Here is an 18108-nt window from a genome sequence, read left to right as displayed (position 1 = left end):
CGTTCGAGAGTCCGTCCGGAGGTTTGGGAGACTGGGCCCGTGAGCAGCGCACCTTCCGCCCCCCGTGTCATCGCCGTCGTCGGGCCCACCGCGGCCGGTAAGTCCGATCTGGGCGTCTTCCTCGCCCAGCGGCTGGGCGGTGAAGTCGTCAACGCCGACTCCATGCAGCTCTACCGGGGGATGGACATCGGCACCGCCAAGCTGACGCCTGAGGAGCGCGGCGGCGTCCCTCACCACCTGCTCGACATCTGGGACGTGACCGTCACCGCCTCCGTCGCCGAGTACCAGCGGATGGCGCGGCGCCGGATCGACGCGCTGCTCGCCCGAGGCCGCTGGCCGGTCCTGGTCGGCGGCTCCGGCCTGTACGTCCGCGGGGCCGTCGACAACCTGGAGTTCCCCGGCACCGACCCCGCCGTGCGGGCCCGGCTGGAGGAGGAGCTGGAGCTGCGCGGCTCGGGCGCGCTGCACGCCCGGCTCGCCGCCGCCGACCCGGAGGCCGCGCGGGCGATCCTGCCGGGCAACGGGCGCCGGATCGTCCGGGCGCTGGAGGTGATCGAGATCACCGGCAGGCCCTTCACCGCCAACCTCCCCGGTCACGACTCCTTCTACGACACCGTGCAGATCGGGGTCGACGTGGCCCGCCCCGAGCTGGACGAGCGCATCGCGCGCCGCGTCGACCGGATGTGGGAGGCGGGCCTCGTCGAGGAGGTGAGCGCACTCCAGGCGCAGGGGTTGCGTGAGGGGCGTACGGCCTCGCGCGCGCTGGGCTACCAGCAGGTGCTCGCGGCACTGGCCGGGGAGTGCACGATGGACGAGGCACGGGCCGAGACCGTCCGTGCGACCAAACGCTTCGCGCGCCGGCAGGATTCGTGGTTCCGGCGCGACCCGCGGGTGCATTGGCTGAGTGGAGCGGTCGCCGACCGGGGGGAACTTCCGGGCCTGGCGCTGTCGTTGGTCGAACGACCGGTCACAGCCTGATCACGTGATGGCATCGGGACGCTCCGGCCGTCATCGCGGCCTGCGACACCGTGCCATCATCGAGCTCGATCGACCAGTGATTCCTAGTTGGGGAGGGCGCGTGGCGATGGAGGCCGGCCCTCACAACACCGCTCCGGGCACCGGGCACGGCACCGCCGACCGCGGCGGGTCCGAGCCGCACGGGGGGCGTCTGAGCCCCGACGGACCCGACGAGGCGCCGGACGGCGTCGCCGCCGACGGTCCCGGGCCCGACGCGATGTACGGGGACGAGGTCGAGGTCGAGCTGCGCCCCCAGCGGCGGCTGCGGATCTGGCAGCTCGCCCCCATCGTGGGGCTGGCGGCGCTCGGCTCGCTGATGTTCGCCTTCCCGCTCGCCTTCGACTTCGGCGACAGCGGTGCCGTGATCGCCATGCTCGGGCTGCTGATCTGCTCGTGCGCGGCCGGCTGGGGCATGATGGCCGCCCTCAAGGTCGGCCACACCTGGCCGGGGCTGCCCCAGCGGGGCTCGGGCCGCCGCGCCGACTGGCGGGTGATCCTCGCGTACGCGCTGACGGTGGCCGCGGTCGTCGTCCTCGCCGTGTGGCGGGTGGCCCGCCTGCGCGGCTGACGAGGCCGGATGCCGCGGCCCGCCCGCGCGGCGGTCCCGGCCCGCCCCCGCCGGACGGTCCGGGCGACCCCGGCCGCCCGGAACCGGCCGGGTCCGGGGCCCGTGCGGAGCCGCGCGCGGACCGTCGTACCCACCCCGTACGATCGAGGAATGAGCACGCGGATCGCCTTCCTCAAGGGCCACGGCACCGAGAACGACTTCGTGATCGTCCCGGACCCGGACAACGCCCTGGACCTGCCCGCCGCCACGGTCGCCGCCCTGTGCGACCGCCGCGCGGGCGTCGGGGGCGACGGCGTGCTGCACGTGGTGCGCTCCGCGGCCCACCCCGAGGCCCGGGACATGGCCGCCGACGCGGAGTGGTTCATGGACTACCGCAACAGCGACGGCTCGATCGCCGAGATGTGCGGCAACGGCGTGCGCGTCTTCGCCCGCTACCTCCGGCACGCCGGGCTCGTGGCCGAGGGCGACCTCACCGTGGCCACCCGGGGCGGCGTCAAACGCGTGCACCTCGCCAAGGGCGGCGACGTCACGGTCGGCATGGGCCGCGCCCTGCTGCCCGGGGGCGACGTCGAGGTGAGCGTCGGCGAGCGCGCCTGGCCGGCCCGCCACGTCGACATGGGCAATCCGCACGCCGTCGCCTTCGTGGCCGACCTCGACCACGCCGGCGACCTGCTCTCCCCGCCGCCCGTCCGCCCCGCGACGGCGTACCCGCACGGGGTGAACGTCGAGTTCGTGGCCGACCGGGGCCCCCGGCACGTCGCCATGCGCGTCCACGAGCGCGGCTCCGGGGAGACCCGCTCCTGCGGCACCGGCGCCTGCGCCGTCGCCGTGGCCGCCGCCCGCCGGGACGGCGCCGACCCCGCGCTCACCGGCGTTCCGGCGACGTACACGGTCGACGTGCCCGGCGGCACCCTGGTGATCACCGAGCGGCCCGACGGCGAGATCGAGATGACCGGTCCCGCCGTGATCGTGGCCGAGGGCGAACTGGACCCCGCGTGGCTGGAAGGGGTGGGCGACTGACCAGGACCCGGCGGACACCGCCACCCGAACCCCACCCGCCCCACCCGGCCCTGACCGGACTCAGGCACTCCGGGCGGAAACGTCAAGCACCGCACCTTCGCTCGAATGGGTGATCCGTTTCACGCTCGGCGAGAGGCGGTCGGCCGCACGTGGTGGGCTCGATAGCATCAAGCACCGGTCCGGACGGGGGACCGACACCATCCCCTGAGCCGTGTCCGCCCTGGGATACCCCGTCCACCGGTCCGTGCAGCCGGAGGTGCCCATGAACGCGGAGGCCGCGAAACCCGCGACCCCAGGCCCAGCGATGCCCACGACGGCCGGCGGCGTCACCCCGGCCGCCTCCCGCCGCAAGGCCCGCCCCCGCATCGACCTGCGCCGCCTGGGCCGCGCCGCCCTGCTCGGCACCGCCACCCGCGGCCGGCTGCCCGCCGCCATCGGCCACGTCGTCGAGGCGCACCGCGCCCACCACCCCGACGCCGACGTCGAGCCACTGCGCCACGCCTACCTGCTGGCCGAGTCCTCGCACCGCGGCCAGATGCGCAAGAGCGGCGAGCCGTACATCACGCACCCCCTCGCCGTCACCCTCATCCTCGCCGAACTCGGCGCGGAGACCACGACGCTCACCGCCTCCCTCCTGCACGACACCGTCGAGGACACCGAGGTGACGCTCGACCAGGTCGGCAAGGAGTTCGGCGCCGAGGTCCGCTACCTCGTCGACGGCGTCACCAAACTGGAGAAGGTCGACTACGGCGCCGCCGCCGAGCCCGAGACCTTCCGCAAGATGCTCCTCGCCACCGGCAACGACGTCCGCGTGATGTCCATCAAACTCGCCGACCGGCTGCACAACATGCGCACCCTCGGTGTCATGCGCCGCGAGAAGCAGGAACGCATCGCCAGAGTGACCCGGGACGTGCTCATCCCGCTCGCCGAACGGCTCGGCGTCCAGGCGCTCAAGTCCGAGCTGGAGGACCTGGTCTTCGCGGTCCTGCACCCCGAGGAGTACGCGCGCACCAGGCAACTCGTCGACGACAACGGCGCCCGCCCCGACAACCCCCTCGCCACCGCCGCCGACGAGGTACGCACCGTGCTGCGCGAGGCCGACATCAGCGCCGAAGTCCTCATCCGGCCCCGGCACTTCGTCTCCGTGCACCGCGTCTCCCGCAGCCGGGCCCCGCTCGGCGGCGCCGACTTCGGCCGGCTCCTCGTCCTCGTCCAGGAGGACGCCGACTGCTACGCGGTCCTCGGCGAACTGCACACGTGCATGACGCCCGTCGTCGCGGAGTTCAAGGACTTCATCGCCGTCCCCAAGTTCAACCTGTACCAGTCGCTGCACACCGCCGTGACCCGCCCGGGCGACGGCCAGGTCGTCGAAGTCCTCATCCGCACCCACCAGATGCACAAGGTCGCCGAGGCCGGGGTCGTCGCCCTCGGCAACCCCTACGCCCCTCCCTCGGAGGAACAGAGCGAGGACGGAGAGCGCGCCGACCCCACCCGCCCCGGCTGGCTCTCCCGGCTGCTCGACTGGCAGCGGGGCGCCCCCGACGCGGACACCTTCTGGTCCACCCTGCGCGAGGACCTCGCCCAGGACCGCGAGATCACCGTCTTCCGCCCCGACGGCGGCAGCCTCGGCCTCCCCGAGGGCGCGACCTGCGTCGACGCCGCCTACGCCCAGTACGGGGAGGACGCGCACGCCTGTATCGGCGCCCGCGTCAACGGGCGCCTCGCCACCCTCAGCACCGTGCTCAGGGACGGCGACTCGGTGCAGCTCCTGATGGGCCAGGACCCGGCGTCCGAGCCCTCCGAGGAGTGGCTGGAGCACGCCCACACCCCCACCGCGCGCATCGCCATCCAGCGCCGCCTCGCCGCCCGCCCGCAGCCCCCCGCCGCCGAGTCACCGCGCACCGGCCCGCCCGGCCCGGCCCCCGCCGCCGAGGCGCCCGTCCCGCGCCCCCCGGCCGAGGGCGCGGCCCCGCGGCCCGGCCCCGACGACGTGATCGCCGACCTGCCCGGAGCGACCGTACGGCTGGCCGGCTGCTGCACCCCCGTACCGCCCGACGAGGTGACCGGCTTCGCCGTGCGCGGGGGAGTCGTCACCGTGCACCGCGTCGGCTGCGGCGCGGTCGCCCGCATGCGCGACACCGGACGTACCGAGGTCGGCGTGCGCTGGGGCGAGACCGCCGGATGCCGGGTCACGCTGCTCGCCGAATCGTTCGGCCGCCCGCACCTGCTCGCCGACCTCACCGAGGCCATGGCCCAGGAGGGCGCCCAGATCGTCTCCGCGACCGTCGAGCCGCCCGACCGGCAGCGGGTGCGGCACACGTACACCGTGCTCCTCCCGGACGCCGCGCGCCTGCCCGTCCTGATGCGCGCGATGCGCAACGTGGCCGGCGTGTACGACGTGAGCCGAGCCCAGCCCCAGACCACGGGGGTCTGAGGAGCCCGGCCTCGCCGGGCCGGAGGGCCGACGGCGGCGGGAAGGCTCCCGGGTACCCGTTCGGGTGCCCCGGGCGCGCGCCGTCGCCGTGCCGCCCGCCCGCGCTGATAGCCGTGGGGGATGCCGCACACCCCCCGCCCCGCCGCCTCCCGCCGCGCCCGCCGCCGGCTGCGGGCGGTCGCGCTGCTCGCCCCGGCCGTCACCGTCTGCCTGGTCGCCGCCGACACCCCGCCGGTCCCGCTCGGCATCGGCGACCCCCTCTTCCCGCACCTCGGCAACCCCGGCTACGACGTGACCGCGTACGACCTCTCCCTCACCTACTCCGGCACCAACACCGAGCCGCTGCGCGCCGTCACCGTCATCGACGCCCGCACCACCGCCGGTCTGGACCGGATCAACCTCGACTTCGCCCACGGCACGGTCGGCTCCGTCGAGGTCGACGGCGAACCGGCGCGCTTCGCCACGGCCGGCGAGGACCTCGTGATCACGCCCCGCAAGGCCCTGGAGAAGGGCGACCGGACGCGGATCACCGTGCGCCACACCAGCGACCCCGTCTCCCCCGAGGGCCGCCAGGGCGGCTGGGTGCGCACCGCCGACGGGCTCGCCATGGCCAACCAGGCCGACGTCGCCCACCTGGTCTTCCCCTGCAACGACCACCCCGCGGACAAGGCCCGCTTCACCTTCCGCGTGACCGTCCCCGACGGGCTCACCGCCGTCGCCAACGGCCTGCCGGTGACCGTACGGCGGGCCGGCGGCTCGGCCACCTGGACCTACCGCTCCGCCCACCCGATGGCCACCGAACTCGTCCAGGTCTCCATCGGCCGCTCCAGCGTGCTGCGCCGCCCCGGCCCGCACGGCCTGCCCGTCCGGGACGTCGTGCCCGAGGGCCAGGAGGCGGCCCTCGAACCCTGGCTGGCGAAGACCCCGGGCCAGATCGCCTGGATGGAGGAGAAGGCCGGCCGCTACCCCTTCGAGACGTACGGCCTGCTCATGGCCGACGCCACCACCGGCTTCGAACTCGAGACGCAGACGCTCTCCCTCTTCGAGAAGGGACTGTTCACCGAGCCCGGCTACCCCGCCTGGTACGTCGAGTCGCTGATGGTGCACGAGCTGGCGCACCAGTGGTTCGGCAACAGCGTCAGCCCCCGCTCCTGGTCCGACCTGTGGCTCAACGAGGGCCACGCCACCTGGTACGAGGCCCTGTGGAGCGAGGAGACCGCCGGCCGGCCGCTGGCCGACCGCATGAAGGCCGCCTACGGCGCCTCCGACCGGTGGCGGGCCTCGGGCGGACCGCCCGGCGCCCCCAAGCCGCCGTCCACCGGCAACAAGATCGGCATCTTCCGCGCCAACGTCTACGACGGCGCCGCCCTCGTCCTCTACGCGCTGCGCCAGGAGATCGGCCGCCCCGCCTTCGAGCGCCTGGAACGGAGCTGGACCGCGCGCCACCGGGACGGCAACGCCTCCACCGGCGACTTCGTCCGCCTCGCCTCCGAGACCGCCGGCCGCGACCTGACCGGCTTCCTCCACGCCTGGCTCCACGACGCGAAGACCCCGCCGATGCCCGGCCACCCCGACTGGCAGCCCGCCCCCGCCGCCCCGGCACCGGTGGCCGCGACGGACAAGGCGCCCGCCCGGCAGGCAACCGCCGGATAACCCGATGACGAGACGCCCCGTCCCGTGCGACCATCATCGGGACGGCGCGGTCCGGGCCCGGGAATCTCCTCGTGCCCCCACGCGTTGTGACAAGTGCCGTCGGCTCACGTTTCCCCGCTACGTAAGGAACCAATGACCTCCTCTTCTTCTCCCTCCCAGGACACCAAGCGTCTCGCGCAGACCTACCCCGAGGGCCTTCGGGCCGATGCCCTGATGGAAGAGGACGTCGCCTGGAGCCCCGAGCTCGGCACGGAGTGGGACGGCGATCAGTTCGACCGCTCCGACCGGGCGGCTCTGCGCCGGGTGGCGGGCCTCTCCACCGAGCTGGAGGACGTCACCGAGGTCGAGTACCGGCAGCTCCGGCTGGAGCGGGTCGTCCTCGTCGGCGTCTGGACCTCGGGCACCGCGCGGGACGCGGAGAACTCGCTCGCCGAGCTGGCCGCCCTCGCCGAGACCGCGGGCGCGATCGTGCTCGACGGCGTGATCCAGCGCCGCGACAAGCCCGACGCGGCCACCTACATCGGCTCCGGCAAGGCCCAGCAGCTCCGGGACGTGGTCCTGGAGAGCGGCGCCGACACCGTCGTCTGCGACGGTGAGCTGAGCCCCGGCCAGCTCGTCCACCTGGAAGACGTCGTCAAGGCCAAGGTCATCGACCGCACGGCCCTGATCCTCGACATCTTCGCCCAGCACGCCACGTCCCGGGAGGGCAAGGCGCAGGTGGCGCTCGCGCAGATGCAGTACATGCTGCCGAGGCTGCGCGGCTGGGGTCAGTCGCTGTCCCGGCAGATGGGCGGCGGCTCGGGCGGCGGCCTCGCCACCCGCGGCCCCGGTGAGACCAAGATCGAGACGGACCGCCGGCGCATCCGCGAGAAGATGGCGAAGCTGCGCCGTGAGATCGCCGAGATGAAGACCGGCCGCGACATCAAGCGCCAGGAACGCAAGCGCCACCGGGTGCCCTCCGTCGCCATCGCCGGTTACACCAACGCGGGCAAGTCCTCGCTGCTCAACCGGCTCACCGGTGCGGGCGTGCTCGTGGAGAACGCGCTGTTCGCCACCCTCGACCCGACCGTGCGCCGGGCCGAGACGCCGAGCGGCCGGCTCTACACCCTGGCGGACACCGTCGGATTCGTCCGGCACCTGCCGCACCACCTGGTCGAGGCGTTCCGCTCCACGATGGAGGAGGTCGCCGAGTCCGACCTGATCCTGCACGTCGTGGACGGCGCGCACCCGGCCCCCGAGGAGCAGCTCGCCGCCGTGCGCGAGGTGATCAGGGACGTCGGCGCCGGCGACGTGCCCGAGATCGTCGTCATCAACAAGGCGGACCTGGCCGACCCGCTGGTGCTCCAGCGGCTGATGCGCGTGGAGAAGCACTCCCTCGCGGTCTCCGCCCGCACCGGCGACGGCATCGGGGAACTGCTCGAACTGATCGACCGCGAACTGCCCCGGCCCTCGGTCGAGGTCGAGGCGCTGGTCCCGTACACACGGGGCAAGCTCGTCGCCCGCGCGCACGACGAGGGCGAGGTGCTCTCCGAGGAGCACACCGCGGACGGCACGCTGATCAAGGCCCGCGTGCACGAGGAACTCGCGGCGGAACTCACGCCGTACGTCCCCGCCCCGGCGCTCTGACCCACCTGGGGGCTTTCGTTGGGATCAAGCCGGACCCCGCGAGCCCGGCCTGATCCCAACGAAAGCCCCCAAGCCCCGCCCCCGCAGACCGCGGGGGCGGGGCTCAGCCGTGCCCGGCCGGTCAGCCGTCGCCGTGCGCGCGGCTCATGGTCCGGTACATCTCCTCGGCCTCCGGACCCAGCCGGGGCCCGGCGAGCCAGCCGGCCGTCACCGGGCCGATCGACGTGTTCGACACCAGCCGGGTCTCGCCGTCCACCACCCGGAACCAGCCGCCGCCGGACGAACCGCCGGTCATGGTGCAGCCGATCCGGTACATCGTGGGCAGCGAGGGGCCCAGCGACAGCCGGCCGGGCCGGTCCAGGCACTTGAACATCCGCAGCCCGTTGTACGGCGGCGCCGCCGGATACCCCCAGGCACCCATCGCCGCGACCTCGGTCGCGGACGGCGCGGAGAAGTCGATGTCCAGGGCGGCGCCGACCGTCTCCTCCAGGGACTTCGCGCCCTGTTCCGGCGTCACGTGCAGCACCGCGTAGTCGTGGGCGGCACCGTCGCCGCCGGTGCTCGCACCGCCCTCGATCCACTGGTTCGAGGTGGACGCCCAGTCCGCCCACCAGGTGCCGTACGGCGCGATCCGGGTCGTGGGCGCCCCCGCGAGCCCCGCCTCGGAGGCACCGAGGTCGTTGTACGAGGGGACGAAGGCGATGTTGCGGTACCAGCCGCCGCCCGCGCCCGCGTGCACGCAGTGGCCGGCCGTCCACACCAGGTTGGACCTGCCCGGCCGGGCCGCGTCCTTGACCACCGTGCCGGAGCAGACCATCGCGCCCTCGGGGGAGTCGAAGAAGACCTTGCCGACCGGGGCGGCGTGGGCGTGGTACGGCGTCTTCTCCGGTTCGGCCTCCACGGGCGCCGGTTCCGGATCGCTGACGCCCCGGTCGGCCCCGGTGTCCAGCGTGGTGACGGTCTTGTCGGCCTCCCGCGCCGACCGCATGCGGTCCGGGTCCCACAGGTCCTCGATGACGGGGTTGACGTAGTCCTGCGCCTCGCGCAGCCAGTCCCCCTCGTCCCAGTCCTTCCAGCCGCCGTCCTTCCACCGGTCGAGGTCGGTGCCGTGCTCGCGCAGCCGGTCCGCGAGGTCGCCCGGCAGCCCGCCCCCGGCGCCCGGCCGGGAGACGTCGCCGCCCGCGCGGGCGCCCGCGCCGCCGTCCCCGGGAGCGCCGCACGCCGTCAGGGTGAGCACCAGGGCGGCGACGAGCCCGCCCGCGGCCGTCGGCAGGCGCCCGCGGAGCCGGAACCCGCCGGAGGTGGATGAGGAACGCATGGTGCGATGACCCCCCGTGGTGAGAGACGGATGCGTGGATCGGAAGGAACGCCGGGCCGGCCGTGCGGGGCCATGCGCCCCACCGCCGCGGCCCGGCGGGCCCGGGTCAGCGGCCGGCGAACTTGCCGCTGACCGCGTCGTACACGCCCTTGGCCTCGTCACCGAGGCGCGGACCGGCCAGCCACCCGGCCGTCACCGGGCCGATGGAGGTGTTGGAGACCAGCGCGGGCTTCCCGTCGGAGCCGGCCGCGACCCAGCCGCCGCCCGAGGAGCCGCCGGTCATGGTGCAGCCGATGCGGTACATGGTCGGGTCGGACGCGCTGAGCGAGAGCCGGCCGGGCTCGTCCTCGCACTGGTGGAGCTTCTGGCCGTCATAGGGCGGGGCGGCCGGGTAACCGGTGGCCGTGACGCTCTTCAGCCGGTCCGCGGAGGGGGCCGCGAAGTCCACCGGCAGCGCGGCGCCGACCGTCTCCTCCAGCGACTTTCCGTCGCCGCCCTTCTCCGGGGTCACGTGGATGACGGCGAAGTCGTACGCGGCCCCGTCACCGCCCGTCGCACCGCCCTGCTCGATCCACTGCGCCGAGGTCTGCGCCCAGTCGCCCCACCAGACGCCGTGAGGGGCGACGTCCTTCTTGCCGGCCTTCTCCAGGTCGGCGCCGGAGAGGCCCGCGTCGTTGTAGGAGGGGACGAAGGCGATGTTGCGGTACCAGCCGCCCTCCTTGCCGGCGTGCACGCAGTGGCCGGCCGTCCACACCATGTTCGACTTGCCGGGGTGCGCCGGGTCCCGCACGACCGTCGCCGAGCAGACCATCGTGCCCTCGGGGGAGTCGAAGAAGACCTTGCCCGCCGTGGGGGCGCTGTCGCGGTACGCGGGCGGCACGGCGCGCGCCTGCACCGGTCGCGGCTCGGGGTCGGTCACGCCCTGGTCGTCGGCGAGGTCGCCCTCGTCCACACCCTGGTCCGGCTCCTCCGCGTCGCGCATGCGGTCCGGGTCCCACAGGTCCTCGATGATGGGGTTGACGTAGTCCTGCGCCTCGCGCAGCCAGTCGTCCTTGTCCCAGTTCTTCCAGGCGCCGTTCTTCCAGGCGTCCAGGTCGATCCCGTGTTCCTTCAGCTTGTCCTTGAGGTGTTCCGGGACGTGTATCCGGCCGGCACCGTCGTCCGCGGCCTGGGAGGCGTTGCTGTCGCCGCCCGCCTCGGCGTCGCCGCTGTCGCAGGCGGTGGCGGTGAGCATGAGCGCCGACGCGAGGAGCACGGCGGCCGGCACGGGGGCGGGCCCACGCCGCCGTCCCCGGTGCCCGCGGGTGGTGAAGGACGGCCGTATGGATCGCATGGTGGTGACTCCCCCTGTGGTGACGGAACCTGGTGCGGCCGCCGTGCCGGTCCGCGTGCCCCCGGGGCGGGTTCGCGCGGACCGGCACGAGGGCCCGGAACGGCACCACACACTATGCGGTCGCTGTGGGGGACCGCCGACGGAACGGCAACGGTTCGGCCACAAGCCGTCTGACCTGGCCGCCGTCCGGACGGTCACGGGAGATGACGCTCCGTCACCGCCCCGTGGTGCGCGTGTCACGCAGGTCACGCGGGCCGGCCGCCGCGGGCCCGGCGTCCGCGTCCGGCTCCCGGGCCGGGGCCGCGGCCCCGGCCGGCGCGGGACCGGCACGCCCGCCGCGGCGCCCGCGCCGGCCACCGCGCCCCGCACCGCCGGCACCCGGTGCCGCGAGGTCAGGCCACGCAGGGCCGGTTCCGCGACCGCCGCCAGGCGCTGCCCGATCACGTCGGTGAGCCGCCCGCCGAGCGGCGGCAGACCACCGAAGGCGAGCGCGTACGCGCTGAGCCCCCCTGGAGGCCGGACGCGGTGAACCGGAGGTCGGTCCGGACCGAGGACAGCGCGACCTACACCACCGACACGTCCCGCACCACCGTCAACCCGTACAGGCACCCGACCGTGAGCACCGGCCCGGCCCCCGGCGGACTCCCCCTCCGGCCCGCCCGCGGTACCCGCGCCGCGCTGCTCGGCCGGCCGCATGAAGAGAGCGCGGACGGGGCGTGGCGGTCGTGGGGGCGGGACGTACGGAGCCACAGGACCGGCGCCGCGCGTACGGTGCCGTCCGGGCCCGCCCCGCCGGTACGCGTTCCCGAGTCCCTGCTGACCCGGACTCGCGGCGGACCGGGCGGCCGGACCGGGCCGCCGACGGCGGCGTCCGCGCTCCTCACCGTGCGGGATCTCGCGGTCACCCGTAACCCCGTGCGCCGCCGGGGGTTGGTAGGGGTGGGGGGCCCGCTGTCCTGGCGCGGGCCTGTGTGCCGAGCGCGACACCGTGCGCGACTCGCCTCTGGTCAGCGGGAGGGCTGAGAGCCGTGACGGAAACCGTGAACGGGGCCGGGGTCGCGTGGGAGTCCGGCGGACCCGGGACCGACGCGACCGGACGACACCGGGCCCGCCCGGACGACACCCGGCGGGGCAGTGGCCGGTGGGCCGGTGCCGGGCGGGACGGCGTCCGGCCGGGCGGTACCGGGCGGGACGGCACGGAGCAGGACGGCACCCGGGACGACGGTCGACGAGGGGACGGCATCCGCCCCAAGGGCGGCACTCCGCAGGACGGCGGCCGGCCGGGGAGCGGGGCCGGGCTCAGCGCGCCGGAGCGCGGCGACAGCGGGCCGGACACGGTGCCGCGCCCCGCCCACGAGCCGTCCGCGCGGGCGCGCGCCGCCCGGCCGGCCGCACCGAAGCACCGGACGGCGCGCGAACGCGCCGCCCGTTCCTATGTCCGCGCCCTGCCGATCGTCCCGGTCCGCGCCCGCGGTCTCCTCATCGAGGGCGCCGACGGCCGCCGCTACCTGGACTGTGCCTCGGGCGGCGGCGCCCTCGCCCTCGGCCACAACCACCCCGTCGTCCTGGAGGCCATCCGCAAGGTGCTCGACTCGGGCGCCCCCTTGCAGGTCATGGACGTCACCACGCCGGTCGAGGACGCCTTCGTCACCGAACTGCTGCGCACCCTGCCGCCTGGACTCGCCGACCACGCGCGCGTGCGGTTCTGCGGACCCGCCGAGGGCGACGCCGTCGCCGCCGCCCTCGCCCTCGTCCGCACCGCCACCGGACGCACCCGCGTCGTCCGCTGCACCGACGCCCCGCCGCCGGGCGTGCCCCGCGCCCGGACCCGCCCGCCGTACGACCTCGTGTCCGTGCGCGTGAGCGGCCCCGGAGCGCGCGCACCGGAGGCGCTGTTCGACGATCCGGCGGGGGAGGGGCCGCCCGCCGGTCTCCTCGTCGAACCGGTCGACGGAGCGGGCCTGATGACCCCCGCGCCCGACGAGTGGATACGCGGCCTGCGCCGCCTCGCCACCGCTCGCGCCGTCCCCCTCATCGCCGACGAGACCGCCACCGGCGTCGGCCGGACCGGCGCCTTCTGGGCCGTCGAACACAGCGGGATCACCCCCGACGTCCTGGTCCTCGCTGAGGCCACCGGCGGCAGCCTGCCGCTCACGGCCCTCGTCCACCACGCCGACCTGCCGGTGGGGGAGCCCCGGGGCGGTGCCTTCCGGGGCAATCAGCTCGCCCTGGCCGCGGGCGCCGCGACCCTCGCGCACGTCCGCGCGCACCGCCTCGCCGAACACGCCGCCGCCCTGGGCGCCCGCATACTGGCGCGGCTCCGGGAACTGGAGGGCCGCCCGTCCGGTGTGGTCGGCGCCGTGCGCGGGCGCGGCCTGCTGATCGGCGTCCAGACGGCCGCCCCGCATCTCGCCGCGGCGGTCCGCCGCGCGTGCCTGCGACGCGGACTGATCGTGGACATCGGCGGCCCCCGCGGTGACGTCGTGCGGCTGCTGCCCCCGCTGACCGTCACCGAGGAACAGGCCACGGCCGCGCTGGACCGCCTGGCCGACGCGGTCACGGCGGTGGAGAAGACCCACCCCACCGACCCGGTCCCGGTAGAGACGGCGCGCTGACATCCCGGCGCCACGCCCGCCGGTACGCCCCGTACGGACGTCGCCGGCGCCCACGGCCCGGCCGGTGGACGCCCCCCGATCGTCAACCCGGGACCACGCTTCCCACCCGGTGGACCGGGAGGCCGCTCCCGTCCGTACCCCGGCCGGCCGGGGTACGCAGGCTCCACCGGCTGCGGTTGCGGCCTCCCGCCGCGCGCACCCCCGGCCGGGGCGTCGGCCGGACGGTGCCCGCCCCCGCCTGCCCTCGACATCCGCACTCTCCCCGCCCCAGGAGCCGCCTTGCCCGCCCGTCCGTCGCCGCAGCGGACTCTCCCGCCGCTCCTTCCCGGCTCGGGGACACGAATGTCGGTGCCGGGCCGTAGGGTGGTCGCGCTATGACGAAGCCCTCACTCCCCGAACTCCTGCACGCCGCCGTCGCCGCCGTCGGCGGCACGGAGCGTCCCGGCCAGGTGGCCATGGCCGAAGCCGTCGCCGAAGCGATCGACGACGGCTCCCACCTGCTCGTCCAGGCGGGCACCGGCACCGGCAAGTCGCTGGGTTACCTCGTGCCCGCGCTGGCGCACGGGGAGCGCGTCGTCGTGGCCACCGCCACCCTCGCCCTGCAACGCCAGCTCGTGGAACGCGACCTGCCGCGCACCGTGGACGCGCTCCACCCGCAACTGCGCCGCCGCCCCGAGTTCGCCATGCTCAAGGGCCGGTCGAACTACCTGTGCCTGCACCGCCTCCACGAAGGCGTGCCACAGGACGAGGAAGAGGGCCTGTTCGACCAGTTCGAGGCCGCCGCCCCCACCAGCAGGCTGGGCCAGGACCTGCTGCGGATGCGCGACTGGGCGGACGAGACGGAGACCGGGGACCGCGACGACCTCACCCCCGGCGTCTCCGACCGGGCCTGGTCCCAGGTCTCGGTCTCCTCCCGCGAGTGCCTCGGCGCCTCCAAGTGCGCCTACGGAGCCGAGTGCTTCGCCGAGAACGCCCGGGAGCGCGCCAAGCTCTCCGAGGTCGTCGTCACCAACCACGCCCTGCTCGCGATCGACGCCATCGAGGGCGCCCCGGTCCTGCCCCAGCACGAGGTGCTGATCGTCGACGAGGCGCACGAACTGGTCTCCCGCGTCACCGGCGTCGCCACCGGTGAACTCACCCCCGGCCAGGTCAACCGGGCCGTGCGCCGCGCCGCCAAACTGGTCAACGAGAAGGCCGCCGACCAGCTCCAGACCGCCGCCGAGGGCTTCGAACGGCTGATGGAGCTGGCCCTCCCCGGCCGCTTGGAGGAGATCCCGGAGGACCTCGGCTACGCCCTCATGGCCCTGCGCGACGCCTGCCGCACGGTGATCTCGGCGATCGGCGCCACCCGCGACAGGTCGGTGCAGGACGAGGACGCGGTCCGCAAGCAGGCCCTGGCCTCCGTCGAGTCCGTGCACGACGTGGCCGAGCGGATCACCAACGGCTCCGAATGGGACGTCGTCTGGTACGAGCGGCACGACCGCTTCGGCGCCTCCCTGCGCGTCGCCCCGATGTCCGTCTCCGGGCTGCTGCGCGAGAAGCTGTTCACCGACCGCTCGGTCGTCCTGGCCTCCGCCACCCTGAAGCTCGGCGGCGACTTCAACGGCGTCGGCGCCTCCCTCGGCCTCGCCCCCGAGGGCACCGAGGGCGACGACGTGCCCCCGTGGAAGGGCATCGACGTCGGCTCGCCCTTCGACTACCCGAAGCAGGGCATCCTGTACGTCGCCCGGCACCTGGCCCGCCCGGCCCGGGACGGCGACCGCTCCGACATGCTCGACGAACTCACCGAGCTGATCCAGGCCGCCGGCGGGCGCACGCTGGGGCTCTTCTCCTCCATGCGCGCGGCCCAGCTCGCCGCCGAGGAACTGCGCACCCGCATCCCCGAGTTCCCGATCCTCCTCCAGGGCGAGGAGACCCTCGGCGAGCTGATCAAGAACTTCGCCGCCGATCCGCGGACCTGCCTCTTCGGCACGCTCTCGCTCTGGCAGGGCGTGGACGTGCCCGGTCCGAGCTGCCAGCTCGTCGTGATGGACAAGATCCCGTTCCCGCGTCCGGACGACCCGCTGATGAGCGCGCGTCAGAAGGCGGTCGAGGAGGCCGGCGGCAACGGCTTCATGGCGGTCGCGGCCACCCACGCCGCCCTGCTGATGGCCCAGGGCGCGGGCCGGCTGGTGCGTGCCTCGGGCGACCGCGGGGTGGTCGCGGTCCTCGACCAGCGCCTGGCGACGGCCCGGTACGGGAGCTACCTCAAGGCGTCCCTGCCCGACTTCTGGTACACCACGGACGGCGGGCAGGTCCGCAAGTCCCTGGCGGCGATCGACGCGGTGGCGCGGCAGACGGAAGCCGGCTGAGCCCGAGCGGCGAAGCAGCCCGGCGCCCGCGGTGCGGGGCCGGGCTCAGTGCAGGGCCCCGGAACCGGCGCAGTGGTCCCGGGGCCCCGTCGAGTCGGCGGCCCCGGCGCGTCCTCTGCAGGGGACGCGCCGGACCCGCCGTGGCGCTCAGACGCGACGCAGTACGGCCACCACCTTGCCGAGGATGGTCGCGTCGTCACCGGGGATGGGCTCGTAGGCCGCGTTGTGCGGGAGGAGCCAGACGTGGCCGTCCTCGCGCTTGAAGCGCTTGACGGTGGCCTCGCCGTCGAGCATCGCGGCGACGATGTCGCCGTTCTCCGCGACCGGCTGGCGGCGGACCGTGACCCAGTCGCCGTCGCAGATGGCGGCCTCGATCATGGAGTCGCCGACCACCTTGAGGACGAACAGCTCACCGTCGCCGACGAGCTGCCGGGGCAGGGGGAAGACGTCCTCGACCGACTCCTCGGCGAGGATCGGGCCACCGGCGGCGATCCGGCCGACGAGCGGGACGTACGACGCGGCGGGCTTGCCGGCGGTGTCCGTGGGCTGCGCCGAGGCGGCCTGGTCGGAGCCGCGGACCTCGTAGGCGCGCGGGCGGTGCGGGTCGCGGCGCAGGAAGCCCTTGCGCTCCAGCGCCATGAGCTGGTGGGCCACGGAGGAGGTGCTGGAGAGGCCGACGGCCTGGCCGATCTCGCGCATGGACGGCGGGTACCCGCGGCGCTGCACGGAGTCGCGGATGACCTCGATCACCCGGCGCTGGCGGTCGGTGAGACCGGAGCTGTCGGCCCGGATGCCGGGGGGCCGGCCCGGCAGGGAGCGCTTGTGCCCCTCGGGATTCGCGGCGTCGCTCATCGCGTGCATCTGCTCAGGTCGGCCCTGGGGGCGGTCCTGGGCAGTGATGGTCGCACTGTCTGCGGTGGTGGTCACGTCGGCCCCTCTCGATGGTCTCCCTGCTGCACAACGGTAGTTGCTTTCGAAAGGTTGCGCCAAACACACGTTCGAGTGAAAAACCGTGAAGCGCTCGCTTTGATCATGTGTGCGGGTGTATGGCTCTCGCATTGCCGGTCGGGCAAAAGGGCCTATTGCTGTACTCTTCACCGCCGGGGTGACCGTGTCGCGGCTCCCGCACAGTCTGCCATCCGGCCGCCCGTTCGACGGCGGGCGGGCCCCGTTCCGCGCGGTAGCCCCACCGCGCCTCCCCGCGGAACCCACCGTTTCTCCGTATCCGGGCGACCCCCGGCAGGGTGTCCGGGGTGCGGCCGGGCGGGCGACACGCCGGGGCGGACCCCTCGGGCCTGCACGGACGGGAATGACACGCGTGCGAGGCGTGTTTATCTGGGCCCATCCCCACATGTAGTGGTTGGATTGCGGTTGCAGCCCATAAGTTGTGGTGACCCCGGTCTTCCGGCCCGTCGCGATCGCCTATGCTGGGGGCTGCTTCGAGGGGGCCGAAGGGTCTCCCGAGGCCATCGAGTCTGCTGTGAGGAGGGTTGGGACTACATGCACTGCCCCTTCTGCAGGCATTCCGACAGCCGGGTGGTCGACAGCCGTACGACCGACGACGGCACGTCGATCCGCAGGCGCCGTCAGTGCCCCGACTGCTCCCGTCGTTTCACGACCGTGGAGACGTGCTCGCTCATGGTGGTGAAGCGGTCCGGGGTCACCGAGCCGTTCAGCCGCACCAAGGTCATCAACGGCGTGCGCAAGGCATGCCAGGGCCGTCCCGTCACCGAGGACGCGCTCGCCCAGCTCGGCCAGCGGGTCGAGGAGGCCGTGCGGGCCACCGGGAGCGCCGAGCTGACCACCCACGACGTGGGGCTGGCCATACTCGGCCCACTGCAGGAACTCGACCTCGTCGCCTACCTGCGCTTCGCCTCCGTCTACCGGGCGTTCGACTCGCTGGAGGACTTCGAGGCGGCGATCGTGGAGCTCAGGGAGGCCGCGGTCCGGCCCGGCGGCGACGCCGGGGACGCCGGTCCGGGTGGCCGGGAGGGCGACCGCGGGTCCACGGGGGCTGACCACGTCCCCGAGCCCGCAGGCGCCGCCGACTGACCGTCGGGCCGGACCGGGACCCCCGGGGCCGGGCCCCGCCGCGGGGCGGCGCGTGAGAAAGACCTGTTGCGGGCGGAGTGCGAGGTGCCCGCAGCACCAGACAGAACACCGTGCCCACGGG

The 18108-nt window shown here is 74.6% G+C and carries 12 protein-coding genes; 9 read left to right on the top strand and 3 right to left on the bottom strand.

The window, feature by feature from the left end; translation table 11 throughout:
* The first annotated feature begins 39 nt into the window (after positions 1-39).
* From miaA to hflX, 6 genes are all read left to right on the top strand, one after another.
* Complete coding sequence (gene miaA, locus VM636_RS07750) at positions 40-978, top strand: tRNA (adenosine(37)-N6)-dimethylallyltransferase MiaA (RefSeq protein ID WP_030421232.1); 939 nt, start codon at positions 40-42, stop codon at positions 976-978.
* Between the two features lie 106 nt (positions 979-1084).
* Positions 1085-1585, top strand: coding sequence for a hypothetical protein (locus VM636_RS07745; protein WP_030421233.1), 501 nt, complete (start codon positions 1085-1087; stop codon positions 1583-1585).
* A 150-nt stretch (positions 1586-1735) separates the two neighbouring features.
* Positions 1736-2605 carry a diaminopimelate epimerase gene (gene dapF, locus VM636_RS07740; RefSeq protein ID WP_338484135.1) on the top strand — a complete coding sequence of 290 codons (870 nt, stop codon included), beginning with the start codon at positions 1736-1738 and terminating at the stop codon, positions 2603-2605.
* A gap of 262 nt (positions 2606-2867) precedes the next feature.
* Positions 2868-5039: an HD domain-containing protein gene (locus tag VM636_RS07735; protein ID WP_338486328.1), complete on the top strand. Its 2172-nt coding sequence runs from the start codon at positions 2868-2870 to the stop codon at positions 5037-5039.
* Positions 5040-5159: 120 nt separating this feature from the next.
* Complete coding sequence (locus VM636_RS07730) at positions 5160-6692, top strand: M1 family metallopeptidase (RefSeq protein ID WP_053914399.1); 1533 nt, start codon at positions 5160-5162, stop codon at positions 6690-6692.
* A 132-nt stretch (positions 6693-6824) separates the two neighbouring features.
* A complete protein-coding gene (gene hflX / locus VM636_RS07725; protein ID WP_338484133.1) occupies positions 6825-8318 on the top strand; it encodes a GTPase HflX in 1494 nt (497 codons plus the stop codon).
* Positions 8319-8439: 121 nt separating this feature from the next.
* Here the strand turns inward: hflX and VM636_RS07720 are convergent, their stop codons facing one another.
* Positions 8440-9636, bottom strand: coding sequence for a hypothetical protein (locus tag VM636_RS07720; RefSeq protein WP_030421238.1), 1197 nt, complete (start codon positions 9634-9636; stop codon positions 8440-8442).
* A gap of 106 nt (positions 9637-9742) precedes the next feature.
* The gene (locus VM636_RS07715; RefSeq protein ID WP_053914401.1) at positions 9743-10969 is read right to left on the bottom strand and encodes a hypothetical protein; all 1227 of its coding nucleotides are present in this window, start codon (positions 10967-10969) and stop codon (positions 9743-9745) included.
* Between the two features lie 1337 nt (positions 10970-12306).
* Here VM636_RS07715 and VM636_RS07710 point away from each other — a divergent pair.
* Positions 12307-13584: an aminotransferase class III-fold pyridoxal phosphate-dependent enzyme gene (locus VM636_RS07710; RefSeq protein ID WP_338486326.1), complete on the top strand. Its 1278-nt coding sequence runs from the start codon at positions 12307-12309 to the stop codon at positions 13582-13584.
* A 374-nt stretch (positions 13585-13958) separates the two neighbouring features.
* Positions 13959-15935: an ATP-dependent DNA helicase gene (locus VM636_RS07705; protein WP_338484130.1), complete on the top strand. Its 1977-nt coding sequence runs from the start codon at positions 13959-13961 to the stop codon at positions 15933-15935.
* A 147-nt stretch (positions 15936-16082) separates the two neighbouring features.
* Here the strand turns inward: VM636_RS07705 and lexA are convergent, their stop codons facing one another.
* Positions 16083-16862: a transcriptional repressor LexA gene (gene lexA / locus VM636_RS07700; protein WP_030421242.1), complete on the bottom strand. Its 780-nt coding sequence runs from the start codon at positions 16860-16862 to the stop codon at positions 16083-16085.
* Between the two features lie 573 nt (positions 16863-17435).
* Here lexA and nrdR point away from each other — a divergent pair.
* Entirely contained in the window at positions 17436-17987 is a 552-nt protein-coding gene (gene nrdR, locus VM636_RS07695; protein WP_030421243.1) for a transcriptional regulator NrdR, read from the top strand.
* Positions 17988-18108 lie beyond the last annotated feature (121 nt).

The sequence above is a fragment of the Streptomyces sp. SCSIO 75703 genome (genome assembly GCF_036607905.1).
Taxonomy (GTDB): Bacteria; Actinomycetota; Actinomycetes; order Streptomycetales; family Streptomycetaceae; genus Streptomyces.
Note: the sequence above shows the minus strand (reverse complement) of the source record. Positions and strands in the feature narration are given on the sequence as shown.